Source organism: Clostridium sp. AF32-12BH, assembly GCF_003477935.1.
In the GTDB taxonomy this organism is placed as follows: domain Bacteria; phylum Bacillota; class Clostridia; order Lachnospirales; family Lachnospiraceae; genus Brotaphodocola.
This window is the reverse complement of record NZ_QUEH01000008.1, coordinates 75,468-98,663: the sequence shown is the minus strand read 5'-3', so window position 1 is coordinate 98,663 and position 23,196 is coordinate 75,468. Positions and strand designations below refer to the sequence as shown.

Sequence of the window (23,196 nt, the reverse complement as noted above, 5' to 3'; positions counted from 1 at the left end):
AAATAATTGTAAAATAATGTCATAAATCGGATTATGTCATTATTTTAATATTCCAATATTAGATGCCATAACCGGTTTAGGCATTTTACCTAAAAAACGACCATTATAAAATCAAAAAAAAGCAAAACTTCCATTCATTTATTTTCTGAACAAGAAGTTTTGCTTTTGTGTTCTTTGACTCAAACGCACGTTCGCTATATAATCGGAGTGTCCAATTAAAACGGAATGCGCATGAATGGAGTAATGTGATGAATACAGTCAGTTCCACTACTGTTGATATTAAAAAAATCTTGTTGCACTATATAAAAGCAGAATTTAAAGAAAAAGATCTCGATATGCTGAAGTCCTTACTTGGCAGCATTTATACAGAATTAACGAATACACCAGATATTCTGCCCCACTTAGAAAGCCCGAATTTTGCAGCTAATCCTCTGGATTGCTGTGACAGAACAAATTCTGATACCATTACTGACACACCCTCTTTCTCTCCAGATAATTTGAAACCTTATCGGGATTTTTTAATAGCAAATGAGCGGTCCAAGAATACAATTAGCAAATACATTTCTGATGTAACTGGCTTCATAACTTTTTTGTCCGGTGCAGAACTTTCGAAAGAACAATGCCTAGATTATAAAAAATATCTATTAAAACAAAACTATGCCGTTTCCACGGTAAATTCAAAACTGTGTTCCATTCATTCTTTTTTGACCTTTTTGGATCGCGCTGATTGTTTTGTTCAATTAGAAAAAGTTCAAAAGAAAGAATTAAAAGCTACCTATGCTATTCTTACCCCGGAAGATTACCATAAACTCCTGGAAGAAAGCAGTCGCCCTCAAAAAAGAAAGGTTAACCTTATGATCCGCGCCTTCGGACAAACTGGTATCCGTGTTTCAGAATTGCAGTTTATTACCGTTGAATCCATACAGCAACAGGAAATCACAATTAGAAATAAGAATAAAAACAGAAAAGTTCCTTTAATCCGGGAACTTCAGGAAATGCTTAATGATTATGTCATTGAAAAAAACATCCCATCTGGCCCTATTTTCACTGATAAAAATAAAAAACCATTGGAACGGCAAAATATTTATAATATGCTCCAGACCATTGCTGCCAATGCTGGCATTGATAAAAGGAAGGCACATCCCCATGCACTTCGCCACTTTTTCGCCAAATCCTTTTATGACAAGACGCATGATTTGGTCATGCTCTCAAATATTTTAGGACATTCCGATATCAGCACCACAAAAAACTATGTTACCGGTACGTTCGAAGAATTATGCAACGAAATGGAAGAAATAGGTATCTTATAATTTCCAAATCCGCCATTTGCATTAAGGGCAGCTCCGAGATATAGCTGCTCTCCGCATAATCTATCCCCAATATTTCATATTTTTCTGCACCATATAATTCACTATTCAATTTTTGGAAAAATGATACCCTACTACATAGATCAGGTATCATTTTCCTCATTAAAAGTCCAGTAATCCGCTTGATTTTATTGCACATTTTGAATGACCAAACCCCAAATTTTTCACCCATCTTGGATAGCAGAAAAATTTGGGGTTGTTTCCGATATAAGTAAGGTATCATTTTGCCTAATTCTGTTCTCCTTTCACCGTCTGATATGGAGCAGTCAATTCATCTAATATTTCTTTTTCCCGCTTAATTCTATTCCTAATATACAGTGTGGCTCTTGCGTCTTCCAAAGAATCATGCGCTTTATAGTTATACCCAAAATGTGCGGCGGCCGCTTCTAACGTCTGCCATCGCCGGGTTCCGTAGCGCTTATCATAGTTTCCACAAATTTCGGCAAAATCGAGCATCACATCTTCTAATTCGGTATTCGTACCTGGTTCAATACCTGCAAAGAATAAAAATCCGAGATCGAAATCACAATTATACGCGATCCATGTTTTCCCCGATGCAAAAACGCCTTTTATCTTCCCTATCTGCTCTCTGATGGTCTTACAGTTTTTTACCCGCTCTGGTGTAATGCCATTCACCAGTTCCGCATCTGGCCATGACCTGATCAGCCCTGGTCGGACATATTCATTAAGAAGTAAATCCCCGTTTCCATCAACCGCACTGATCTGTATAATTTCATTATCGTTACTGTTCAACCCCGTAGTCTCCAGATCAAACACAACAATTCCAGATGGATTATCACATGGTTCTGGAGCTACTTTCAGTGCATACTCTCGCAATTCCCAGAAGTATGTATAAATTTTTAAATGATCGGCTTCTCTTTCCCGGATCCATTTTTCTCTACATGCGCTGCAGCAAAACTGCCCCAGCAGGGATTTGCTTCCTACAGATTGCATGGCCCAATATGGCGACTTGTAATTATATGTTTCTTCCAACTTTTTGCAGCCACCGTTTTCTTCAAAAATCTTCTGTTCATCTTTATTAGAAAAATACCGGCACTCTGGATGCTCATCCAAAAAAGCCTGTAATTCCTGCTGATCATTGCCCTCATAGCTTAACGCCCTATTTAAAATCAGTATTGGTGCTCCACACTGATCGCACAGGCCATGATTCCAATAATAATAAAGCTGATATTTCTCAAAAACCCCCGTAATATTCATCATTCACGCCTTCTGCCCTCTCTCTGTATCTTCCGAACAGTTTTTCATAGCCATTAATACCATTTTTTCCATAGACTGAAAAAATCTTTCATCATCTGCATCGGTGCGCTTTCTCGGCCCCTTAATATGATTTTTCTGGCTGCTCCGCCGCGCTTTTTTGTTCAAGTGCCGTTCCATCAGCATCTGGTCAATATTTTCATTTGTATACCATTTGCCTGACTGATGAATCGCATAAGCACCTTTTCCGAGAGCCATAGCCGCTACTCCATAATCCTGCGATACCACGATATCTCCTTTATGACAAATGCTGATCAGCTTATAATCTACGGCATCCGTGCCGGCTCCAACAACCACTACCTCACTATAATCAGAATACAATACATGGTTTGTATCGCATAGCAGCGTTACCGCCACCCTATATTTTTTCGCAACTGCTTCCACAATGGAAACCACCGGACAAGCATCTGCATCAACAAAAATCTGCATAGTACCACCCTTTATCTTGTTTAGTATATGGATTATACCACAAGTATATCATACACACGAAAAATAGGTATAACCCGGCACTCAATAACAAATAAATGTTGCTGACTTCTCAGCCTGACCAATAACTGATTTCCTTGCGAAAAAGCAAGTCGGTGACAGCTCATGAGATCAGCAACAACAACGTCCAAATCGTCTGGCCGTTGACGTGGCAGAATCCATTAAACTACACCATCCTGCTCCCAGCTATCTGCGCGATGATTCCGAACAGGAGAAAAATACAATTGCCGCCATTTGATGGCGGCAATGCAGCTTTAAAATTATTTACAAATTATAGATATTTTACAATTTCATCAAGATTTATTATGAAATGGCCATATGGGGTGAAAAATATTTGTGATACTTCCTTAAGTTGCAATTGTACTCCATTTTTCTAAGAAAGATACTGTCCCAGCATCTGGTTCACACAATCCTTGATCTGGTTCATAATTCTCCTGCATTCCGCTCTCGCCATCCCAGCGGCAATGCCAACTGCCAGAATCTCCTTTTCTCCTGGATTGCGCCCATTTCCATCCACTGTGGTTGTATGTTCTCCGTAATAGGTATTGCTGTAAGTGAGATCGTATGCAGGACTCAACCGCCAGCAATCCTCTGCCTCATGGTATAGATACGTAAAATTTTTAGAATGATCATCTCGGTTATGAGCGAACACATTAAAGCACATCCTGCGGAACATATTGTTCACATCTTCTGGATGATCCCTGGTTAAAATTTTCGTCAGCTTCATCAAACTGTGGTAATCCAGACTTGGCTGTTCGAAATCTAATTCCAAAAGAGCAGCGGCGGTTAACATATGGATTCGTTTTTGACTGCCATTATCCATCATTCTGTCAAATCGTTTTGTTCCAAAATACCCTTCGCATTTGTCTGATGGAAATAATCTGGCCTTACTCATGGCAATACCACATTGTCTGGCACAGCAGGAATAATCATATTCCATCTTTCCAGCATTTCTTCCATCTACATGGGCCGGAAATTTAATGATCCACTCTTCCCCCTCAATAGTTGTCATAATTTTGGGTCTGGCTCCACCGCTGGTACCTCCCAGGCGATATAGCTCATCCAGTTTATCAGAATACTCTGTATTCAACAGTTTCTGACATTGCTCCGCAAGTTCATCCAGATTACTATGGCCCTGTTTTTCCTGCATTTCCTTTTCTGGATAATAGGTAAGCGCCCCCATTCCTGATTTTCCAACGATAGCCAGCCGCTCCAAAACTGTAAGTTTATCCGGATTTTGTCCATGGGCGCGCAGTAGTCGGTTCAACAATAATCTTCCCCAGTTGTCTGGTAAACTGTCCGCAAATACTCCAAAAAGTCCATCAAAATAGTCTTTGTTTGGAACAAAAACCTGCCTTTTCAGTGGAAGAGAAAATGGACTGATCGGGAATCCATGTTCAAGCCATTCTTCGCTATATTGAAATGCCGCTTTATGGTCTGCAGTCATCGCCAGCGTTCCAACGAGCCTTTCATCGTAGAGAACCTGCAATGCATTATTTGGTTTCATTAATAACCTCCTGAATATTCTTATATGGCACCTGTGTAAAAATACTCCTAAGCTCATCTGCAATATCCAAGGCCATAGCAATCTTGGTCAGTGAGATCAGGGAGATTTGTCCGGTAGCTTCAAATCTTTTGATAGAGCCATAGCTTACACCACTCATAGAGGATAATTTTTCCTGGGAAATGGAACGCCGTTTTCGGATGTTTCTTACCCTTTGTGCCAGCTTCTGATCCAATTCTTCCGCTGTTTCCCATATCAGTTGTTCCATTCGTTTTCACCGCCTTTATTTACAAATAATATATTATCCAAAATAGCTTAATTTATACTATTTTAGATAATATCTTAACTACTTTTATTTTAGCATTTTTATTTTTAAATAACAACAGATTATACAGAATAAAATTGAACGAGCAAAAACTATTGTTCTCTATACTTTCTTTCAATACACAAACTGTAAACCACCATGATTACTATTGTTTCTATCATTACTCCCAATACTGACAGTAAAATAAATGGAGAATTCTGTCCTGAAAGCAGCGGTAATCCCAATGCAATCAATATTGCTCCATAAATAACAAACAGCTTACCAACCGCATGATTGTAGCCCATTATATCATTTACAGATATAGATTTTATGTTTGCCCAAAAGTCAGCCACTTTTCCTGAAAGATATGCTCTTATTCCAAGACTAATGATAATAACGCCAACCATCGCCCATATAACAAACCCTATCATATTCCCAGTCATAATATTTCTCCCAATAACATCCAATTTTTCGAGTTTATGAACCGATAGAGCCTTCATTTTCCCCCTCTGGAAGCACCTGCAGCGCATCCTGCACAGTACTGAACACACGCTCGTCCAGCCAGCCGCCCTGTCTTCTGTTCTGGGCTGCTGAGATGACCGGATACTGCCAGATGGTCTTCTGATGGGTATAATTTAGCCAGGAATCAATCCACCAGTCACTTTCCTTTGCCTTGATTTCATAGGCCACGTATCCGCGACAGTTTTCCCCACTCCGCGGCAAGGAAAATTCCGCGAAAATGCTGGCATTCTGTTGACTTCCGTAAAAGAAAGCATTCATGCCGGTATCGTAATTTTCGTCCTGCAAGATTTTATAATCTGCGGTGTAAGAAGTTCCATCCTTATCGTAAAGGACCTGACCGGTAAGTTTCCACTGGGAGGTCCAGCCCCCGTTCAGTTCCTGATATGCCGGATTGATCTGTACTGCTTCTGTCCCGCGAAAGCCCGGATTTCCATTCCATAAGAAATGATGGATCACCTTCCACTGGCCTTCCTGTTCCAGTTCTACTGCCAAGCCGTCAAGCTGCAACTGCCCATCCCTGCCCCGCAGCGAATCATCGCTTTGATTCAGCATAACCTGTCTGGCATTTTTGCACGCCAGAATATCTTCTTTCTTTAAGTCATGCAAGATATCTTCCGGAAAACCAAGGGATAACAGATGTGCTTTGGTTTCTTCACATGCCGGATCCTGGGTTTCATTTGCAGTTGTCCACTCCATATGATAAGCACCAAAACATGTATAGCTGACGAACAGACCTGCCGCAGTCAGAATTGCTGCTCCTGCTGCACATCTACTGTCTGAAATCCGCACCGAATGTTCTTCCAGTACATATCCGGCCTCTTCCAGTTTTTCTGCTATATTCTTTAACTCTACAAGGATTCCAATGTATGCAGCAACGATTACAAAACCAAGGATCCAGCCCTCATATTCCTGAATCGCAAGCACCGTCACCACCGCATACCAGATGATGATATGGAGCAGAACTTCACTTTTTATTTTTTCATCACGCTGTTCCAACTCCTCACGCATTCCAAGGAAAAGACAAATCATCAGCACGACCGGCAGGATTCCGCCACAGAAATCAATTTCTTTCCATGCGTACAAAGCATAGATTTTCTCCCGTTCGAGCACACTTCCAAGCACAATTGTCACAATGGTAATCACAACTTCGAGCGCGGCGCCTGCATATCCGGCTTTCAGCCAGCGGTTTTCTGATCTCAGTTTTCGAAATCCTGTAAACAGCAAAAGGGCGCCAATGAAGGGGAGAATCTGATTGAGAAAGAGAAATTTCAATGTAATCCCAAAGAGACCCATTCCAATCAGAATCTTCTCATACGTCTGTTTCCAGAAACTCTCTTCCATGTAATCGCCCCCTTTTCACACCGTTCCTGCTGCCAATACCATGCGAGCTGCTTTTCTTATGAATTTCCGCCATTTTTCTTCCAATAAACAATTGCTGCTACAGCCAACAATACAATTCCGATCAGAATCAGTATGATAGAGAAATCACCATTCAGTTTTCCGGCAACAAACACAGCGGTAGGACCGTCTGCGCCTCCAATGACAGTAACCGCTGTTTGTCCTTTCAGCTTCATCACAGCACCAGAAATAACCAGTACTATTCCGACCATACAGCTTCCGATTCCGAATACTTTTTTCATGAATATAATCTCCTTTGCACCATTTGCATTTACTCTGTTTGCCCCTGATAAAAAACGTCTACCGCTTCTTTCATGTCGGTAAGATTCATACCACCGCCATAATCCAGCACAACCAGACGATTTCTGTCTTTTAATATCACTTCATCAAGAGTCGGCTCATCCTGATAGAAATTTTCTTCCGAAACAGGCTCAGCCCCATCTTTGCGGACCATGTACCGGCACCAGGACACTTCTGTCCCCTCGGGAAGTTCCCCCAGCTCTGCCGGAAGTTCCAGTTCCATCTGATCCCACCACTTTGTCATATCCTTTGGATAGCATTTGCTGGTTTTCGCAATGATCCAGGAAATGGGACTGGTATATACGGTAACGCCTACTGACTTTCCAGAACTGCTCATCTGAACATCATTTGCCTGATAGCTAGCGAATACCGTATGTTTTCTCCCGGTATCCGGTTCATCTGCTCCCAGAAAGTGAGTTGCTGCCGCATTACACAAGGGAATCAGAATCATGCAAAGCACACCAACTCCAACCGCATATGACATCCAGTCATCCCGGGCATTTCCGCTGCCGTTATTTCTGAGCAGGTTCCTTACAAACAGGGAAATCACTACAATGAGAATGGAAGAAAGCATGGTTCCGGCCAGGGCTCTCATGGAAGAAGAAAATGCCAGCGCCAGAACTGCCAGAATCAGGATTTCATCTAATAGAATGATACGCTTTTTAAAGCTTACCTTCCGCTGCAGATTCATTCTCGGAAACGGCCTGCCTTCTTTTATAGCCATTGTATTCCCACAGTTCCATCGAAACAGCCGCGCATAGGTTACCGTCCAGGAAATGCAGATTCCAAGCAGCAGGGGATTTAGCATAAGCGCCACGGGATCCGCAAACATTTTTCCCGGATTCTGCAGATTGCTGTATAACGACCACAAACTTAATACTACCAGTACAGGATAGGAAATTTTCGCAGACCCGTTCCAGGAAAGAGCTTTCTGAATCAGGAACTGCCTCTCTTCCGTCATATCTCCGGTCAGCTTCACGCTTTCATCGGTGGTATAAAATATCTGCCAGTAAGTTCCGCTGCATTGAAAATCCCATCCTGCTTCCTGGCACTCCTTGCGAAACTGTTCTGCCTTCCAGCTGTCCGCGCCGGTAAGGGAAGAGCTTCCCGGAACCAGAAGCGCCGCGTATCTTCTTTTTTCCGGCTGTGCCCTGTAAAATTTCATGACAGAACCGCCGACGTTTTCCAGGAACCAGCCCTGCAGCGCCATTTCTTCCAGATATTGCTGAAATGCATCTGCTTCCCATAAATTGAACGTCCACCAGATCCGTTTTTTCTGCTTCATATGGTCATCTCCTTTCCGGGACAGCTATGCCGAAATGCTCCATGCAGGAATTTATCTATGTACTTCATCCGCATCAGAATGCGAACGGAAATTCCAGTTCTTCCCCAACGGTGAAAGCGGAGTTACCAGTCACTTCCGTAACATGAAAACTTGCCCCCTTCCACCCGTCAATATGAATGATTCCCCGTACATTTCCATCATCCGATGCGAAGGCCAGTTCTCCATTTCCATGATCCGTAAAGGTTCCTCTTGTTTCTCCTGTCCGGTATACCGAAATGACCGCTTCATTCTCTCCGTTCAATCCCTCCCTGGTTACCAATGCGCTATATACATTTCCTGTCCCCTGATTATCAACAAACAGGCCGTATTTGTTTGATCTGTCCGGCAGCATGAAATCTTCTCCTTTTATCCCAGCCAGCTTACTGGCAAGAACACAGGCTCTGTTTTTCGTAATTTCTTCCAGAAAAGAATTCTGAAGGAGAGGATAAATGCTGCCATTTTCTTCGCTGCTTCCGATACTCAGCAATGTTGCTTCTTCCTTCATGGCTACCCAGTTTCTCTGTTCTGCAAGAACGCTCTCCTTTGTCTTCTGGTCAGCCAAATTCATAAATCTGCTCCAGAGATTATTGAGCTCCGTATCCCAGATCACATAAAACCATCTGGAAGATGCATTCATTTCTCCCTGCGTTTCTGCTTTCTCTGCCAATGGAGTAAACTTCTGAATGATCGTATTGATCTGTTCCAGCTCTTTCTGCAGAGATTCCGACTTCGATACCACATCTTCAATATCCGCTTTGATCTCTTCCGAATAATCATGCGTGAAATCCACCTCTCCTGATGCATCTGCTTTCTCTGCCAGAATTTCGGTTTCAAGTACCTGCCACACTGCCGATTCCTGCGTTCCCACATTTCTGCTGCAGCCACTCATAAGGCCAGCTGCAATTCCTGCTGCCAACAAGATGCAAATCCATTTTCTCATAAATTTCCCCACTTCTCTTTCCATGAACAATTACAGATATAGCCAGCAATACTCTTTCTGCCATTATTATAGATAGGATTATCCTGTCTGACAAGAACAATGGGCTTACCATTTTCTTACATATTTTGATTGAATAATATAAGATTGATGAAAGCAGATTGACAATGCATAAAGGATTCTATATCATTAAAGATACATTAGATATTCTCTTTTTTACCAAACAGGGAAGGACGGTGCAAACGAAAAATGGCATTTGGTTTTATATCAACTTATCTCGGTGGTATTCTCATTCAGGCTATTGTAAATATTTTTGTCTATGCTCCGGCAATCATTGTGGCGCTGTACTTGTATGATCGATTTATAAAAAAATAGCATTAATAAAAGAGCTGTTTTCTCGACAGCTCTCAGACTGTAGACAAAGTGGTGTTTGACTATTAGGTCAAGCACCACTTTGTCTACAGTCTGAGCCACCGACAATTGTCAGTGGTTATATTTATGGATATGCTTAAGACGTATAAGGTAAGTACAAACATATCCCAGGACTATAAATAAAATGCTCACAAACAGATAATCTATAAGTGACCACACTACCAGTTGCGAAAAATCAACGAATACAAATTGTGTCCTCAAAAATAGATATAATCCGATTTTGTTTTTTATAAAAGTATAAAGACCGCAGATTGCTAACAACACTATTATCATTCGCAAACTCCAAGTCCTGATTTTAGAGGTTTGCTGTGTAGTAGTGATTTTTCGGAATACTTCCATTATCCTATTGCCGTGCATACCGGCGTGGAAGCTCATTAGCACCAATCCCCAATAGGAAGCCAGTAGATGCACTGTCCTTGCTGTGGCTGCTCCACCAAGATGCAGAAAACGAAATACATAACGGGATAGAATCATGCCGCTGATTGGCAAAGCCAGCATAATAACTACCAGTGCCAAGTCTATCGCTGTTCCTAAAATACGGAGTGGTGTGTACTTTCCACGCAGCAGATGTTTCCACCATGCAACATTCAAAATATGATGGGCAACGAAAAGTAGAGACATTCCAATGCCGAGATATTCATGGGCGGTTTCTCCCACCAGAGAATATGCCATCAGCAAAGGCAAAAGCAAAACCATTCCACTGTCTACGGCAATTCTCAACTTTTTATTCAATAAATCCATCCTCTCTGAGCCAGTCCGTCACATTGTTTCTGGCTGTATCACGGTCATTCTGGGCAGTCGTGCCGGGAATTGCGAAACCGTCTTTCATTTTGCCTTCTGTAATATCGGCAATCGTAGATTCCGTATTGGAAAGCCCACTGCCGCCGTGGGTGCAAAACGGAACAATGGTCTTGCCCGACAGATTATATCTCTCCAAAAAATTGTAAACGATCATTGGCATATCGCCCCACCAGTTGGGATAGCCGATAAAAAGCGTGTCATAATTATCCATATTGTCCACCGTGTCGGCAATTTTCGGGCGGGAATTGTCTGCCATTTCCTGTCGGGATACATCCAGAAGCCCCTGATAGGTGGTCGGATATGGTGTTTCCGGTTTGATTTCAAATAAATCGGCTCCTGTTTACTCCGCAATCATGCGAGCGATAATGCTGGTGTTTCCTTCCTCTACTACACCAACACCGTACTGCTCACCGTCAAGAGAAAAATAAGCTACTAACATATTGCTGCCTCCTTCTATTTTTTCAGATTGTGCGGTGTCATCCGCTTGTAAAGTGTTCTGCTGCGTACTGTTTGCCGGAACTGCTGGTTCCGTTTGTATATCCTTATTATTAGATGTCCTTGTTTCACCTTCTGAAACAATTTCTGCCGAAGAACTATTTCCGCAAGCTGTGAGTGCCAATACCATAATACTCGATAGAATAAATATCAAAAATCGTTTCATAGTGTCTCCTTTACCAATCGCCCAGGCGCTCATTTTTATCCAAAGAAGCAATTTGTTCCATTTCATCCGGTGTAAGTTCAAAATCAAAAATATCAAAATTTTCCTGAATATGCTTTTCGTTATGAGAGCCTGGAATTGCAATGTGTCCATCCTGCAAATGCCATCTCAAAATCACTCACGGCTCTGCGGGAATTTGTTTACAACAGCACTGAGGACGCTTCTCCTACTGTAAATATTCCGATTTCAGAAATGAAAAAAGCAATTGTAGCGAAACGGATCACGATTGTGGGTGGTAATGAAAACTGGGTTAAAAAGCTTCGACAGGAGTTCCTAAACTGGAAATTTGTCAGCGCATCCGTATCAAGCGCCGTAGATAATATGTCCATTTTAAAGGCAGAACGGGTTATCCTCTTTACGGATACACTTGGCCACAGCAATTATTATAAATTCATGCAAACAATCCAATCCCACCATATTCCTTTCAGCTTTTTGCATGGCGTTAATATTGAGCGGAACATCATTCAAATCTATGACGATATATTTGAAAATAAATAGAAATATAATTTCAAAAACGCTTTCTCAGCACTGTTTCTAAATTTTAACCTAAGAAAGAGCCTTCTAAATGATTGCATACACATAATTTTTTTGTGCCTTTCGGCGGGGAGCAAAATGCCTATACAAGATTATTATAGAATACTTTCTGGCAAAGAACCACTATAAATTTTCCATGTACTCCCTTTTACTGTTCCTGTCTATACACATCAATCTGGCAGCTCTTCATCGTTTCCAGCGCAGCAGCTTGCTTTTCTGGTGTAACTCCGTCGCAGCAGCTTACATCCACTGAAATTATCGCCTCCGGATACTTAGCTTTCAGGATCAACGCATTGGAGACCACGCATATATCCGTGTAAACTCCAACCAGTTCAATCTCATCGTTTGATTCAAAGCCCTCCCAGTTAAGCCAGCCAAAGGTCGGTTTGTCTACATATTCGCAGTTTTCCACTTCCAGCTCCGGCACGATCTGCCAGCCTTCCGTTCCATTGATGCAGTGCTTCACTGGTAACTTTTTCCCCTCCGGCGTGTCCAGATAATTCTCCTCATGGGTATCCCTGGTAAAAATTATCCGATCCCCGCGGTCCGCATACTCTTTTACTTTTGCCTGCACATTTAGAACAATTGCCTGCGCTTCCTTATTGCCAAGAGTTCCCGTCACAAAATCATTCTGCATGTCGATCACGATCAAAACCTTACCCATTCCTCTTTCCTCCCGTTTTCCTAAATTACGGATTTCCCCTGCTATAATCAGAACGTTTCGACTTCTGATGAAAATCTGCAGCGCCCCCGAATACGTTTTCTTTCATTATACTACTGATTCCTAATTAGCAAAAGAAAAAAGAGGATGCCTCTAAAGCATTCCTCTTAAGTTTCAAGCAATCTCTACTTTTCAATCCACCCTATAAAAGTATTAATCTTTTCAATATCCGATTCATTCATAGTCCGTAATTTTTCGCACACTTTTCTGTATGTGGTATCTTCATCATCCAGTGGTGCGAAAAACTCTGCCGGCGTCATATCTAAATAGGCAATTATTTTAAACAGTTCTTTCAGAGACGGTAAGGCCGCTCCGCTAGTTATGCCACGTATATATGATCCACTTTTATCCAAATCCAGACTCATTTTGTGCTCAGAAATGTTTTTGCTTAGTCTCAATTCCGTAATCCGTCTACGAACAAAATCCTCTTGCTGCGCATTGGCCATTTTCCCACCTCCCGTTTCAATTATTTTAGTATGAATTTGAAGATGGCGTTGGTTATAAAATTATCAATTTGCATTTAATATATTGCAATTCTAATATTTTTATTATCAATATATAATTTTAATTCATATTATCAATAGCAATGCACAGCATTTTTCAAATGGAGGTATATCTATTGGGGATGTACGGGCAATCCGACTCCTGGAAACATGACAATAAAAAACCCAGGCACGATCATCACTGATCTCTGTCTGGGTTTCTTCCTATTATAATATAATCAATTTTGCCATAGTCTGGATAAACAGATTTCTCTCGTTTCCAAAAGAAATTTTCGTTCTGTTCATTGCCTCTATCAATATCGACATTACCGTATCCAAACGCTCTTCCGGTAACTTCCGATAGGCCCGTATTCCCCGCATCTGCTTTTCCGTAAGGCCTAAAAGCTTTAAAATTTCATTTTCCTTCATATCTGACAACAATAACGCTTTTTTCGCAACCCGGTAATTCCGAAGAAGCATCCCGTAAAGCTTAAGGCTATTATTCCCATGATCGAATAACTCCACCGCGAGCTTCATACCTTCCATAGGATCCAGTAAAAGCTTTGATGCCAATTCCCAGCTTTTCCCCACTGCTGCAGGAACAACCTGGTCAATCGTCTCTTTGCTCACTCCAGCATCCATGGACGCAAATGCAATCTGTTTAATGAAAATAGCTATCTGGTAAAGATCTATTGTCTCATCTTTCCCGTCCCTGCGTTCCTGGTATGCATAAGCGCTCCTGTCGATAAAATATCGCAGCATCGGCTCCGCTATTGGACAATCTAAGGACTGAAAAGCTTTTTGGATCCAACATTGATAAGACTTTCCATTCAGCTTATCACAACATATGCCATGCTTACTTTTCCATGCATTCCAGTCCTTGCTGTTGTCAAGCTTTTCCGTCCGAATGATCAAGCAGGAACTTTCCGGACACTCTTCCATAAGATGCAAGAGTTCCTTCCTCTCTTTTTTCACATCCTCCACCTTATAAATAGCGCAGGGTATCCCAAAGAATGAAATGCTTTGCAGAAATTCTTTCACTCCATCTATGGCATCAAATACCTGCACATAATATGTCGTATTTTCCGCTAATTTCCGTACTTCATGGTCAATGCGGTACGGTTCCGTTCCATATACAATTTTCACCATTTTCTCCACTCACTTTCTCAGTAATTCGTACTCAATGAAGCGAAGCCATGTCCTCATTGGTTACACTATAATGGCTGCGCTTCCTGTTCCATGACAGAACGATTGAAAAATTCTTCGACATTTCCATTTAACTTTCCATACAGCATCTGTAATAATGGGATAAGATTCCATGACAAGAAGCCAATCCCATACGTGATTTCCACATATCCATCGCAAAATCCAGTTTCTGAAGGATATATCATAATGAAAAAATCTTCAAATGAAATCACAAAATAATCCAGTTCCACGAAAATATCCGTTTCAGAAAGAAGCGGTGCATTTTCTCCCTTTATGAGTACAATGACAAACTCTCGCTCTTCTCCATAAAAATCGCATCGGAATTCATCAAATGCTCTGTAAAATGCCGCCTTCTGATCCCTGGACAATATATGATCCAAATCCTCCAATTCAGCAAATTCCAATAATTCAAACCCTAATGCCTTCATAATGGCATCTAGCGTTCTTTTCCTCTGGCCATCTGCCACTTCCAATCCCTCAGAGCATTCATCACTGACAATACATAAAAGATTTTCAACCGGTACATCCTCCATTCTTAGTTCTGCCGTCTCATACTCACAGGTTATAATACCTGCTTTGATCAGCCGGTTTACTAAATGGCTGACCCACATCTGATAATGTGGATAATACCTGGCAGATCTGCCCATGTTGGAATTTGCATACGCATATGCCTCTTCTTCGTTGCAACCACCCTGTTGAAAATAGTCCATCTGATCCAGATAACTCCACGGACAGAAAGCACCTTCTATCCTTTTCATGAGCCGGATCACCTGTTTTAATACTTCCACGCGCGCTCCTCCTTTAGCCGATAACACATTTCCAATTTCGCAGCAAGCAGACATGTTTTCCAGGCCGGCACATTATCTTTATATGTACCATAGGAAATGTAAAGACCGCCTCCATTAAACGCATTGCCAAATACGTTTAAGCCTCTTTGATCGGTCTGCTGGTTATCTTGCAGCACCAGCATAAGATACGGCTCATCCTGATCATAAAGCTTCAGTAAATTATGGTACTGTTCATATTTCATTCTGCATTTTGCAAGAATAGGTTCCAGGATCTGCTCTGCAGATGTTGTCACTCCGCAGTAAAGCACCGGATATCCTATTTTTTCGATCAGATACCGGTAAGCTTTTGCGAAACTATCATAATATTCGTATAAATTTTCTGGAAACGGTTCTTTCACAAATTCATTCGCCCATGCGTACCGGAACAATATGTATTCACAAAAGTGTTCCTTATAATCGCTCAGATTTAGCATACTCCTCCTGCCTTTCCTAACACATAAAGAACAATCCCACATAAGTCACATACCGGAGATACCGGAAACATATCTCCCCAGTCTGAGTTCTCTTCTGGATTGTACAGCCAGTAATAATGCTCACCAATTTGAATAAAATCTGTCCCGGACGAATAAGAAACACTTAAAGACTGGCAAAACAACTCATATGCTTCAAATGCGATTTCACAAAGTCTCCAGTCCCTGCATTCTTCATACCAGCGTATTACCTGCTCCACAACGTCCAAAGTAAGTACCGTAGTTCCACATTCCCCCAGGTATTCTTTCAGTTCTGCCTTTACTTCTTCTGGAAAAAGTTCCAGAGTTTCTGTATCATCCTCATAGGCAGAAACCACATCGGTAAACCCAATAATCCCAGGATATGGAGTTTCTACACAAAAGAGTACTTCTTCATTTTCACTGATGAAGTCATCTTCATCGTCTGACTCAATCCATTCAATCGATAAATCATAAACTTCCCCCACTTCAATCCCATATTCCTGCAGGATGCGTTGTACCGCTACCTGTAAAAGTTCCATCTTCATGCAGTTATCCCGAAAAGAATAATCAAAACATTTTTCATACTGCATCAGACGCTTTGCATAGGTAATGATCTTACGCAGTTCTTCCGGATGATCGAAGAGCTGCTGATAACGCTCCTCATTCACTATCTTCAAAAAATATTCCCCTTTCCGCTCCCGCATTTACCGGAATAGCATTTCCCTTAAACACATCAAAATAAACTATTTTATATGGAAGGAACCCGTTTCTTAAAATTCCGAGAGTAGCTGATAAAGCCAGCATTGCCGCAGCCATATTGGTAAACCGATGCTGCGGTGAAGACTGGTTGATCACCCCACAGCTTAATTCACTTGCCCGCTTTTCCCGGCTTCGCATGATTTCCGGAAAATAGTACGGCCTGGAAGGTGACAACATCTTTCCATTCTTTTTGACTGCAGCTACAACCTCGCCAGTGTGAAATTCATTTGCCGCATCGATCCAGATACCAGTAGGCGTCTGACGGAACCATTTTTCCATTTCCTGTCTGGCCCGGTGATTATCCACTGACCCAATCAGGATCGGGACCGTGCGTCTATAATAAGTTCCCGTCATCTGCTTAAAGACCACTTTTAACTGCTCAGCGGAGTCAATGTACATTGGATATGCTCTTACTTCGATCCCATAATGGTCTCTAAGAGCTTGTGCCAGTACCATTGCCTTATGCTGGCCAACATCCTCTTTCAGGAAGTTCTGCCGGTCAAGGTTCTTCTGCTCCACCCGGTCTCCATCGATTATGGATAATGCATAGGAGTTGCGTTCCTCCTTCGTTAAGGATGAAAGGATTGCACCTAATTCCTTCAGATAATAGGAACCGGTCCCACCAGTGCCTACCACAACCAGTTGATAATGAAAAACTTCGGTTGGTTTCCGGCCCATGGGAAGATCCAACTTCTGGTCGTTATGATGCTGTGGTCTTATTTGGGCCATTTTTTCATTCACACAAAATGTCCCACATTCAATCTGTCCTTCTTCATAAACGGCCACAATCTTTGACATGGCAAGGTTCACCAAAAACATTCTTTCCAAATGCTTCCAGACAAAATCTTCGCTTTTCTCTTCCGTATTTGAAAAAAATGGTTCCGTTCCGCTTCCGTCATCCAAATACAGCTTTGCATCTGCAAATTTCAGATACAGCTTTCTTTTCGCAGACAGTTTTTTCCATTCCGTTCGGTAGTCTCCAGGAATGCTCCCATCGCTGCAATCAACCATAAAAACATAATCCCGTTTGGAAATCTGTAATACCGGACTGCCTACAGAAAAATCTCCCGGAACAGCCGTCACCTCATAGTCATACTGTTCTTTCAAAAGTTCTGATAATAAAAGTGCCCTGTTCTGGCCAAGATCTTCCCGGATATATACCGCGCCAAGGTCCTCTTTACCGATTGAACCAGGATCAAAAACCGTAATATCCGTCCGGATCAAATTTTCCTGTTTCATATGAAGATACGCAATCATTTCCTTTAAAAAGAAGGAGCCGGTCAAGCCAGCTCCTATCACAATTACATGCAGATTAATACGCATGTTTGTTTCTCCTTTCCCTGTTTACCATAAATTCTGGCAGTTTTAACACATCCGGCATCTCTTTTGTCCTTTCTTCAGACTCCAGAACGTATTGTAAAAGAAGCGCTTCCTGGCGCTTCTGGATCCTCCTGGCCGCTGCACGCTGCCGGGATCTCTTTTCCCTTGTAAGAAAGCTATACCCCTCGACCAGGCACCGTATAATCAGCTCCATCACACCATGCAGCAATAAGGATATAACTACCACAACAAAAAATGCTTCCATAAGCACCAGAATACCAATCCCAATGATAAAAAGACTGCTATCCTCTAACAGTGCGATTTCTGTTCCTGTAAGATAGGCTCTCTCTGACTTTGCATTCAGGGATTCCTGCATTGTCATTTCGCTCTGCATCGCCCGGAATGCCCAGCCAAACAGAAACCGGCCATACTCCTCCAATTTTTCTATCATAAACATACCTCTCCGATTATAATAATGCGACCAACTGATCAGCATAACCACATCCACACAGCAAAGGATCTCCTTTTCTCCAGGTAAGCTCCTCTGCTGAGATCAGAAAATGATGATCCTGCGGACAGTAATCTTTTCGCAGGCCGCGGTCAATGGAATATACATGGAAAATACCTTCAAAAAATCGTGCCATTTCATACGATGGAACATAAATGGCCTTTGTCTTTTCCTGCCCCACCAGCACAATATAGTGGCTTCCATTTCCGATGCTCTTGTTGTAGACCTGATGAAACCAGCCCAAAACCCAGGACAGCCGATCCTCATCGGAATCATACACAACGGTTTTCATCTGTTCTTCTGTGAGAAAAATCTGTTTATCTGCCCCTAGTACGGCACGATAAACTTTCCTGTCATCGCCGCAGGATACCACGCCGTAAAGTCCAGGAAATGTTTCATCCTCATCATCTGTGGCAGAGAAAAAGGCCGGGATCCTGCCATGGGAATGAAATTCTCCAACCTTTACCAATCCTGAAACTTCATAACACTCTAAATAAGGCTCCCGTTCTGCTTCAACGGATGCATGATATACCTGCTGAAAGGGCACAAACCACTTAAAGCTCTTTCTTTTGGGGTCATAAAAAAGATGCACAGCTACTTCGCTGTCACAGTTTTCGCAAAAAAACCGTGATATAGCTAACCAATAAGAAATATCCACTTTTTCAAGTTTCCAAATAAAGAGTTTCTGGTCACTTTCCAATGAGCTTCCGCAGTAAAAGCATGGATGGTTCAGAATATCATAGATTTCTCCCTGATGCATCACCCGCTGTCTTCCGATAGAAAGCTGCATTTTATCCAATGTTTCCTTATCATCCGCACCTTTTTTGCTGCCCTTTGTTCCCACATACAGAATGTTCTTATCTTTTCCGAGCCAGGTAAATACTGCACCTGCCAGCCGGTATTCCAGATGTCCTTTTGCATCCAGGAAATTCAGCAGATCCTCTTCCGTGACGGACTTTTTACCGCCAAAATCCTCTGAAGATAAGTCATATGAGGTAAACATCAGGGATAACTTAACTCCGTCAATGGCATACTTGGTCACTTTAACCGTACTGGCACTGGATACACCAGCATACTTCGGGCCAAGATAGTATTTTTCGCCACACGGGTACAGATCATATAAGGATCCATAACCCTCAAGTTCCTTGAGCTGTTCTTCAAGTGTCTCTGCTTCTTCGCTGATTCCAATGGTAAGCTCTTCTCCTGCCTTCAGCACCCTGATCTCTTCTGTATCTTCAAATGGTACGGTGATTGCAGAAGATTCTGCCGGAAGGAGCACAACATTGTTTTCGTTTTTAAACAAAGTAAGCTTTAATCCGCTAAGCCCCTTGCTCTTTAACACATACTCAAACAGATTTGTAAGATCCACCTCACCTGTTAATGCCGTAACATCCACTGCTTCTGCCCCAAAGAACACCTGCATTCCGTCAACCGTGATGGTTCCTTTTTCCACTCCTTCATGGTTCTTTGGGCGGCACAAATATGCATCCTCTTTCTTTGAAACATCACAGATTGCAAAGAATGGGCCCTGCTCTGCCAGAAACTGCTTCACTTCTTCCTCTGTTCCCGTTCCCTCCGTCATCACCAGATCACCAGCAATACTCTTTAACGTAAGGGGCAGCTTGTAAACCGTTTTCGGCGCAGATTTTTTCTTCTGCTTTTCTTCCTTCTTCTTTCTCGGTGCCTCTTTCTTCTTTGCCTCAGCCTTCAGCTCATTAAATTCCTCAAAATCAAAAAAACTCATCTGCATAACCTATTTTCCTCCTCTTATCGCAACACATAAATTGCTTAATTGATTTCCATTTTCCTTCAGCCATTTCTGCGGGAACACTTCCATTTCCTTAAGTGTTTCCAAAAGACCGGACTGTTCTTTAAATTCCGGATGCTCCGCGATCCGGTTCTGGTACAGATCATTATTGGTTTCTGCATCAAAAAATGCCTGGATCAGCTTCTCCGCATCTTTGATCGAAGTCATTTTCGGAAATACCGTATTTCCCCAACATATTTTCCCATTATCATATACATTTCCAAATGGGTAATAACATAACCTGCTGGCCGGCCCGATCATCCCGGATTCATCCCGCTTTAAGGCAAAACAAAAAGAGGCGGATACCATCCCCTCTCTTACCTTAAACAGAAATGCCAGATCCGGAAACACAACCTGCTTTGGCACTCCAAACAGATAAATAACCCCCAGATGTGCCGAAACCGTGATGATCACATCAAAACTCTGTTCCTTATTCTGGATCAGTACCCCGTCATAAAATCCATTTGGTATCTGTCCAATTTCAAAGCATCTCTCCTGCTCTGCTTCAATCGTGCTCATGGCTCTGATGAAATCGGCCATCGTAACTGTTTTTTGAACAGCACTTCCGTCACCGAAGGAAAATTCCACTCGAACTTTTGCGAAAGTTTCCTCATCACTGACTGCTGCCCATTTTACAATATTGCTCACTTTCTCCCTCCTCTTACAGCATTCTCCGTCGTTTCACTACAGAACAGCGCTTGATCTGTTCAAAAAAGCTATGCACCAGTGCCTCCGAATTGTACCGCGTCTGATATGCCCATACTCCGGCATCAAGAACATCAAACAATTCTTCGATTGGAATTTCTCTGGTGATCGGACTCTCCGGTGAAAAAAATGCCGCTTCATTCCGTCGTTCCTTTTGCTTTTTTTCATCCCATCGCTCTTCATAGAGCAGTTCATACATCCGTGTAACCTCGGACATAGTTTCTCTCCTTTCCTGGTTCGTCTATAAAATAAAAAAAGCCAATGCACACTCATGCATTGACTAAAAAAATAGACTACCCCTTTTCAATGATCCATGAAAGATCTCATCCATGGCCAGAGGCCACTATCATCGAAAGAAATAATCTTGTTTTGATTATAACATTGCCCGGGCTAATTAACAAGGAACATTTCTCACTGCAGGATACCATTCCTGGCATATCCCATACATATACGAAGCCATTGCGCGAAAAATATAGATTAAGTTATAATTTCCTTGCAACTTTTTCTTCTCTTTATCCGTCTAATATATGAAAACAAAAAGAAAGGAAAATATGTAATGATCCATTCTAGCGCGCGGGATTCAATTACCGTACAGACCGAACAGGTCCTGATTGAAAAATATGACCGGCTATACCGGTTAGCTTACAGCTATGTTTACAATGAAGATGATGCCCTGGATATTGTTCAGGAAAGCGCCTGCAAAGCGATATGCCAGTGCAACTCCTTAAAAGATCCCTCCAAACTTTATTCCTGGATCTGCAGGATTGTAGTAAATACCACCATGGATCTTTTAAGAAGCAGAAAAAAAGAAGATCTGCCTGGAGAGCTTCCAGAACAGGCATCGGAAGATGTTTACCAGGAAACAGATTTAAAAAATGCCCTAGAGAGCCTGGAACCTCAAAACCGTACCATCGTCGTCCTACGGTATTGCGAAGATATGAAACTGGAAGATATTGCACTGGCTGTAAATGAAAATCTGAGTACTGTAAAAACCAGGCTTTACCGTTCTTTAAAAAAGCTGCGTATCAACCTGGAAGCACCTGACACCAACTAATTCGGAAAGGAGTTCTTACTATGAAAGAAAGCAATCACACTATTGATGAATTAAAGCAGGAATATGAACAGATCCCCGTTTCTCCACATGCCAAAGAACGTATTTTAGCTGGAATTGCACAGGGCAAGGCAGCAACCGCTGTCCAGTCACATTCCACAAAATCAGGCGAACGGAAAAAGAAATCACATATTATTTATATTTTACGGAACACCGGTGCAACTGCTGTGGCAGCCATGGCCGCGCTGGTAATCCTCACAAACATAAACCCTACCATTGCAAATGCCATGGAAAATGTCCCTATCCTTGGCCCAATCTCCAAAATCGTCACCTTCCGGACTTACGAAGACCAGACCAATCACTTTGAAGCTAAAGTGGATGTCCCAGAAATAGAGTCTGCACCGGCAGAGGTCAACCAGAGCATCGAAGAATATGCCAATGCCTTAATCGCACAGTATGAAAGCGACCTGCGCTCATCCCAGGGAGAGGGCAATTACTCGCTCACTTCTTCCTATCAGGTGGTAACGGATACCCCCAACTATCTCTGCCTGCGAATTGATACCACTCTGGTAATGGCCAGTGGAACCGAATATACCAAAGTTTTCACCATTGATAAACGCACCGGCAAAATGATTTCTTTGTCTGATCTTTTCCGCAACAAGCCAGAAATGCTCACTGCGATCAGCGACAATATAAAGGAACAGATGCAGGCACAAATGGCCGCCGATTCCTCTGTCACCTATTTTTACAACAGCGATATGCCAGAATGGGATTTTAAAGAATTACGAGGCGATGAAAGCTTTTATTTCAATGAAAAAGGCGAACTTGTGATCACCTTTGATGAAACGGATGTTGCCCCCGCTTACATGGGCGCGGTGGAATTCGCCATCCCGCAATCAGTAACTGGCACACTGGAATAAGCGGTAAAATACTCCTTCATTAATATAAGGAAGAAAAAGCTGTCGCAAAATCATCAATAGATGATAGCGCTGCAGCTTCCGCTTTCATACAGCAAAAGGGGCTGCGGTTCCATAGATAATCACTCATCTATGGAGCAACAGCCCCTTTCGTATGTCTATAGCATGAAACCAGGGAGGTCGTACTTATTTGCAGAGTTTCTTGAATTCATCTGCAACAAACTGTACCTGGGTTCCAATGATGACCTGTACGGAGGTCTTGCTTGGACGCATCACGCCAGCCACACCGGCGGACTTGATCAGCTTTTCATTGACCTTGGTATAATCCTTGACCTCAAGACGGAGTCTGGTAATGCAGTTATCAATAGAAGCCACATTCTCCGGACCGCCAACGCCTTCCAGAACGATCTTCGCTACTTCCGTGAAGTTGTTATTGGACAGAGTTACCTTGGTCTCATCTGCATCGTCATCCTCACGTCCCGGAGTCTTCAGATTAAACTTGGTAAGGAAAAAATGCATCCATATATTGCTGCTCACAG

At 42.2% G+C, this 23,196-nt stretch carries 27 protein-coding genes and 2 pseudogenes; 4 read left to right on the top strand and 25 right to left on the bottom strand.

Features of this window, described 5'->3' with window-relative positions:
- The first annotated feature begins 248 nt into the window (after nucleotides 1–248).
- Nucleotides 249–1,310: a tyrosine-type recombinase/integrase gene (locus tag DWZ40_RS09790; RefSeq protein WP_118542872.1), complete on the top strand. Its 1,062-nt coding sequence runs from the start codon at nucleotides 249–251 to the stop codon at nucleotides 1,308–1,310.
- A gap of 285 nt (nucleotides 1,311–1,595) precedes the next feature.
- On the opposite strand, the gene DWZ40_RS09780 is transcribed toward DWZ40_RS09790, so the two are convergent.
- The 13 genes and pseudogenes from DWZ40_RS09780 to DWZ40_RS09725 all read right to left on the bottom strand — a co-directional run bounded on the left by DWZ40_RS09780 (nucleotide 1,596) and on the right by DWZ40_RS09725 (nucleotide 11,486).
- Nucleotides 1,596–2,588: a 3'-5' exonuclease gene (locus DWZ40_RS09780; protein WP_118542870.1), complete on the bottom strand. Its 993-nt coding sequence runs from the start codon at nucleotides 2,586–2,588 to the stop codon at nucleotides 1,596–1,598.
- A complete protein-coding gene (locus DWZ40_RS09775) occupies nucleotides 2,589–3,071 on the bottom strand; it encodes a YaiI/YqxD family protein (protein WP_118542869.1) in 483 nt (160 codons plus the stop codon).
- Between the two features lie 430 nt (nucleotides 3,072–3,501).
- Entirely contained in the window at nucleotides 3,502–4,635 is a 1,134-nt protein-coding gene (locus DWZ40_RS09770) for a type II toxin-antitoxin system HipA family toxin (RefSeq protein WP_118542868.1), read from the bottom strand.
- A complete protein-coding gene (locus tag DWZ40_RS09765; protein ID WP_118542867.1) occupies nucleotides 4,622–4,900 on the bottom strand; it encodes a helix-turn-helix domain-containing protein in 279 nt (92 codons plus the stop codon). Before DWZ40_RS09765 ends, DWZ40_RS09770 begins: the two co-directional genes overlap by 14 nt.
- A 149-nt stretch (nucleotides 4,901–5,049) precedes the next feature.
- Nucleotides 5,050–5,379, bottom strand: coding sequence for a hypothetical protein (locus tag DWZ40_RS09760; protein ID WP_118542932.1), 330 nt, complete (start codon nucleotides 5,377–5,379; stop codon nucleotides 5,050–5,052).
- 34 nt (nucleotides 5,380–5,413) lie between these two features.
- Nucleotides 5,414–6,799 (bottom strand): hypothetical protein, encoded by a 1,386-nt coding sequence (locus DWZ40_RS09755; protein WP_118542866.1) that lies wholly within the window; start codon nucleotides 6,797–6,799, stop codon nucleotides 5,414–5,416.
- Between the two features lie 56 nt (nucleotides 6,800–6,855).
- The gene (locus DWZ40_RS09750) at nucleotides 6,856–7,098 is read right to left on the bottom strand and encodes an LPXTG cell wall anchor domain-containing protein (protein ID WP_118542865.1); all 243 of its coding nucleotides are present in this window, start codon (nucleotides 7,096–7,098) and stop codon (nucleotides 6,856–6,858) included.
- Nucleotides 7,099–7,127: 29 nt separating this feature from the next.
- On the bottom strand, nucleotides 7,128–8,441 hold the full coding sequence (locus tag DWZ40_RS09745; RefSeq protein ID WP_118542864.1) for a DUF2812 domain-containing protein: 1,314 nt from the start codon (nucleotides 8,439–8,441) through the stop codon (nucleotides 7,128–7,130).
- A 73-nt stretch (nucleotides 8,442–8,514) separates the two neighbouring features.
- Nucleotides 8,515–9,420, bottom strand: coding sequence for a lysozyme inhibitor LprI family protein (locus tag DWZ40_RS09740; RefSeq protein ID WP_118542863.1), 906 nt, complete (start codon nucleotides 9,418–9,420; stop codon nucleotides 8,515–8,517).
- A 480-nt stretch (nucleotides 9,421–9,900) separates the two neighbouring features.
- A complete protein-coding gene (locus DWZ40_RS09735) occupies nucleotides 9,901–10,590 on the bottom strand; it encodes a DUF4405 domain-containing protein (protein WP_118542862.1) in 690 nt (229 codons plus the stop codon).
- Nucleotides 10,574–10,978, bottom strand: a pseudogene (locus tag DWZ40_RS20035) (flavodoxin); the annotation flags it as partial. The pseudogene DWZ40_RS20035 and the gene DWZ40_RS09735, both read right to left, overlap by 17 nt.
- Nucleotides 10,979–10,990: 12 nt before the next feature.
- A complete protein-coding gene (locus DWZ40_RS20030; RefSeq protein WP_118585022.1) occupies nucleotides 10,991–11,311 on the bottom strand; it encodes a hypothetical protein in 321 nt (106 codons plus the stop codon).
- 10 nt (nucleotides 11,312–11,321) lie between these two features.
- A complete protein-coding gene (locus DWZ40_RS09725) occupies nucleotides 11,322–11,486 on the bottom strand; it encodes an aldo/keto reductase (protein WP_118542861.1) in 165 nt (54 codons plus the stop codon).
- Between the two features lie 74 nt (nucleotides 11,487–11,560).
- Here DWZ40_RS09725 and DWZ40_RS09720 point away from each other — a divergent pair, with 74 nt between their 5' ends.
- Nucleotides 11,561–11,866 carry a DUF2325 domain-containing protein gene (locus DWZ40_RS09720; RefSeq protein WP_118542860.1) on the top strand — a complete coding sequence of 102 codons (306 nt, stop codon included), beginning with the start codon at nucleotides 11,561–11,563 and terminating at the stop codon, nucleotides 11,864–11,866.
- A gap of 184 nt (nucleotides 11,867–12,050) precedes the next feature.
- Here DWZ40_RS09720 and DWZ40_RS09715 read toward each other — a convergent pair whose 3' ends face one another.
- The 11 genes from DWZ40_RS09715 to DWZ40_RS09665 form a co-directional block, all read right to left on the bottom strand.
- Nucleotides 12,051–12,566 carry an isochorismatase family cysteine hydrolase gene (locus DWZ40_RS09715; protein WP_118542859.1) on the bottom strand — a complete coding sequence of 172 codons (516 nt, stop codon included), beginning with the start codon at nucleotides 12,564–12,566 and terminating at the stop codon, nucleotides 12,051–12,053.
- A 182-nt stretch (nucleotides 12,567–12,748) separates the two neighbouring features.
- Complete coding sequence (locus DWZ40_RS09710) at nucleotides 12,749–13,069, bottom strand: helix-turn-helix transcriptional regulator (protein ID WP_118542858.1); 321 nt, start codon at nucleotides 13,067–13,069, stop codon at nucleotides 12,749–12,751.
- A 264-nt stretch (nucleotides 13,070–13,333) separates the two neighbouring features.
- Complete coding sequence (locus DWZ40_RS09705; protein WP_118542857.1) at nucleotides 13,334–14,254, bottom strand: hypothetical protein; 921 nt, start codon at nucleotides 14,252–14,254, stop codon at nucleotides 13,334–13,336.
- Nucleotides 14,255–14,319: 65 nt separating this feature from the next.
- A complete protein-coding gene (locus tag DWZ40_RS09700) occupies nucleotides 14,320–15,099 on the bottom strand; it encodes a hypothetical protein (RefSeq protein WP_118542856.1) in 780 nt (259 codons plus the stop codon).
- Entirely contained in the window at nucleotides 15,087–15,572 is a 486-nt protein-coding gene (locus tag DWZ40_RS09695) for a hypothetical protein (RefSeq protein ID WP_118542855.1), read from the bottom strand. Before DWZ40_RS09695 ends, DWZ40_RS09700 begins: the two co-directional genes overlap by 13 nt.
- On the bottom strand, nucleotides 15,566–16,267 hold the full coding sequence (locus DWZ40_RS09690) for a hypothetical protein (RefSeq protein WP_118542854.1): 702 nt from the start codon (nucleotides 16,265–16,267) through the stop codon (nucleotides 15,566–15,568). The genes DWZ40_RS09695 and DWZ40_RS09690 overlap by 7 nt, the downstream gene beginning before the upstream one ends.
- Entirely contained in the window at nucleotides 16,251–17,672 is a 1,422-nt protein-coding gene (locus tag DWZ40_RS09685; RefSeq protein WP_118542853.1) for a ThiF family adenylyltransferase, read from the bottom strand. The genes DWZ40_RS09690 and DWZ40_RS09685 overlap by 17 nt, the downstream gene beginning before the upstream one ends.
- Nucleotides 17,662–18,120, bottom strand: coding sequence for a hypothetical protein (locus tag DWZ40_RS09680; RefSeq protein ID WP_118542852.1), 459 nt, complete (start codon nucleotides 18,118–18,120; stop codon nucleotides 17,662–17,664). The genes DWZ40_RS09685 and DWZ40_RS09680 overlap by 11 nt, the downstream gene beginning before the upstream one ends.
- Nucleotides 18,121–18,136: 16 nt before the next feature.
- Complete coding sequence (locus DWZ40_RS09675) at nucleotides 18,137–19,927, bottom strand: Mov34/MPN/PAD-1 family protein (protein ID WP_118542851.1); 1,791 nt, start codon at nucleotides 19,925–19,927, stop codon at nucleotides 18,137–18,139.
- A 3-nt stretch (nucleotides 19,928–19,930) separates the two neighbouring features.
- Nucleotides 19,931–20,632: a hypothetical protein gene (locus DWZ40_RS09670; RefSeq protein WP_118542850.1), complete on the bottom strand. Its 702-nt coding sequence runs from the start codon at nucleotides 20,630–20,632 to the stop codon at nucleotides 19,931–19,933.
- A gap of 13 nt (nucleotides 20,633–20,645) precedes the next feature.
- Complete coding sequence (locus tag DWZ40_RS09665; protein ID WP_118542849.1) at nucleotides 20,646–20,906, bottom strand: hypothetical protein; 261 nt, start codon at nucleotides 20,904–20,906, stop codon at nucleotides 20,646–20,648.
- Nucleotides 20,907–21,245: 339 nt separating this feature from the next.
- Between DWZ40_RS09665 and DWZ40_RS09660 the strand changes: the two genes are divergently transcribed.
- Nucleotides 21,246–21,743 carry a sigma-70 family RNA polymerase sigma factor gene (locus DWZ40_RS09660; protein ID WP_118542848.1) on the top strand — a complete coding sequence of 166 codons (498 nt, stop codon included), beginning with the start codon at nucleotides 21,246–21,248 and terminating at the stop codon, nucleotides 21,741–21,743.
- A 20-nt stretch (nucleotides 21,744–21,763) separates the two neighbouring features.
- Nucleotides 21,764–22,660 (top strand): RsiV family protein, encoded by an 897-nt coding sequence (locus tag DWZ40_RS09655; protein WP_118542847.1) that lies wholly within the window; start codon nucleotides 21,764–21,766, stop codon nucleotides 22,658–22,660.
- Nucleotides 22,661–22,843: 183 nt separating this feature from the next.
- Here DWZ40_RS09655 and DWZ40_RS09650 read toward each other — a convergent pair.
- Nucleotides 22,844–23,164 (bottom strand): annotated as a pseudogene (locus DWZ40_RS09650) (glucose PTS transporter subunit EIIB); the annotation flags it as partial.
- Nucleotides 23,165–23,196 lie beyond the last annotated feature (32 nt).

Bases quoted from the DNA above. Each gene is read 5' to 3' on its own strand.
- DWZ40_RS09790 (WP_118542872.1), top strand. From the start codon at position 249: ATGAATACAGTCAGTTCCACTACTGTTGATATTAAAAAAATCTTGTTG.
- DWZ40_RS09780 (WP_118542870.1), bottom strand. From the start codon at position 2,588: ATGATGAATATTACGGGGGTTTTTGAGAAATATCAGCTTTATTATTAT.
- DWZ40_RS09775 (WP_118542869.1), bottom strand. From the start codon at position 3,071: ATGCAGATTTTTGTTGATGCAGATGCTTGTCCGGTGGTTTCCATTGTG.
- DWZ40_RS09770 (WP_118542868.1), bottom strand. From the start codon at position 4,635: ATGAAACCAAATAATGCATTGCAGGTTCTCTACGATGAAAGGCTCGTT.
- DWZ40_RS09765 (WP_118542867.1), bottom strand. From the start codon at position 4,900: ATGGAACAACTGATATGGGAAACAGCGGAAGAATTGGATCAGAAGCTG.
- DWZ40_RS09760 (WP_118542932.1), bottom strand. From the start codon at position 5,379: ATGACTGGGAATATGATAGGGTTTGTTATATGGGCGATGGTTGGCGTT.
- DWZ40_RS09755 (WP_118542866.1), bottom strand. From the start codon at position 6,799: ATGGAAGAGAGTTTCTGGAAACAGACGTATGAGAAGATTCTGATTGGA.
- DWZ40_RS09750 (WP_118542865.1), bottom strand. From the start codon at position 7,098: ATGAAAAAAGTATTCGGAATCGGAAGCTGTATGGTCGGAATAGTACTG.
- DWZ40_RS09745 (WP_118542864.1), bottom strand. From the start codon at position 8,441: ATGAAGCAGAAAAAACGGATCTGGTGGACGTTCAATTTATGGGAAGCA.
- DWZ40_RS09740 (WP_118542863.1), bottom strand. From the start codon at position 9,420: ATGAGAAAATGGATTTGCATCTTGTTGGCAGCAGGAATTGCAGCTGGC.
- DWZ40_RS09735 (WP_118542862.1), bottom strand. From the start codon at position 10,590: ATGGATTTATTGAATAAAAAGTTGAGAATTGCCGTAGACAGTGGAATG.
- DWZ40_RS20030 (WP_118585022.1), bottom strand. From the start codon at position 11,311: ATGAAACGATTTTTGATATTTATTCTATCGAGTATTATGGTATTGGCA.
- DWZ40_RS09720 (WP_118542860.1), top strand. From the start codon at position 11,561: ATGAAAAAAGCAATTGTAGCGAAACGGATCACGATTGTGGGTGGTAAT.
- DWZ40_RS09715 (WP_118542859.1), bottom strand. From the start codon at position 12,566: ATGGGTAAGGTTTTGATCGTGATCGACATGCAGAATGATTTTGTGACG.
- DWZ40_RS09710 (WP_118542858.1), bottom strand. From the start codon at position 13,069: ATGGCCAATGCGCAGCAAGAGGATTTTGTTCGTAGACGGATTACGGAA.
- DWZ40_RS09705 (WP_118542857.1), bottom strand. From the start codon at position 14,254: ATGGTGAAAATTGTATATGGAACGGAACCGTACCGCATTGACCATGAA.
- DWZ40_RS09695 (WP_118542855.1), bottom strand. From the start codon at position 15,572: ATGCTAAATCTGAGCGATTATAAGGAACACTTTTGTGAATACATATTG.
- DWZ40_RS09685 (WP_118542853.1), bottom strand. From the start codon at position 17,672: ATGCGTATTAATCTGCATGTAATTGTGATAGGAGCTGGCTTGACCGGC.
- DWZ40_RS09680 (WP_118542852.1), bottom strand. From the start codon at position 18,120: ATGATAGAAAAATTGGAGGAGTATGGCCGGTTTCTGTTTGGCTGGGCA.
- DWZ40_RS09675 (WP_118542851.1), bottom strand. From the start codon at position 19,927: ATGCAGATGAGTTTTTTTGATTTTGAGGAATTTAATGAGCTGAAGGCT.
- DWZ40_RS09665 (WP_118542849.1), bottom strand. From the start codon at position 20,906: ATGTCCGAGGTTACACGGATGTATGAACTGCTCTATGAAGAGCGATGG.
- DWZ40_RS09660 (WP_118542848.1), top strand. From the start codon at position 21,246: ATGATCCATTCTAGCGCGCGGGATTCAATTACCGTACAGACCGAACAG.
- DWZ40_RS09655 (WP_118542847.1), top strand. From the start codon at position 21,764: ATGAAAGAAAGCAATCACACTATTGATGAATTAAAGCAGGAATATGAA.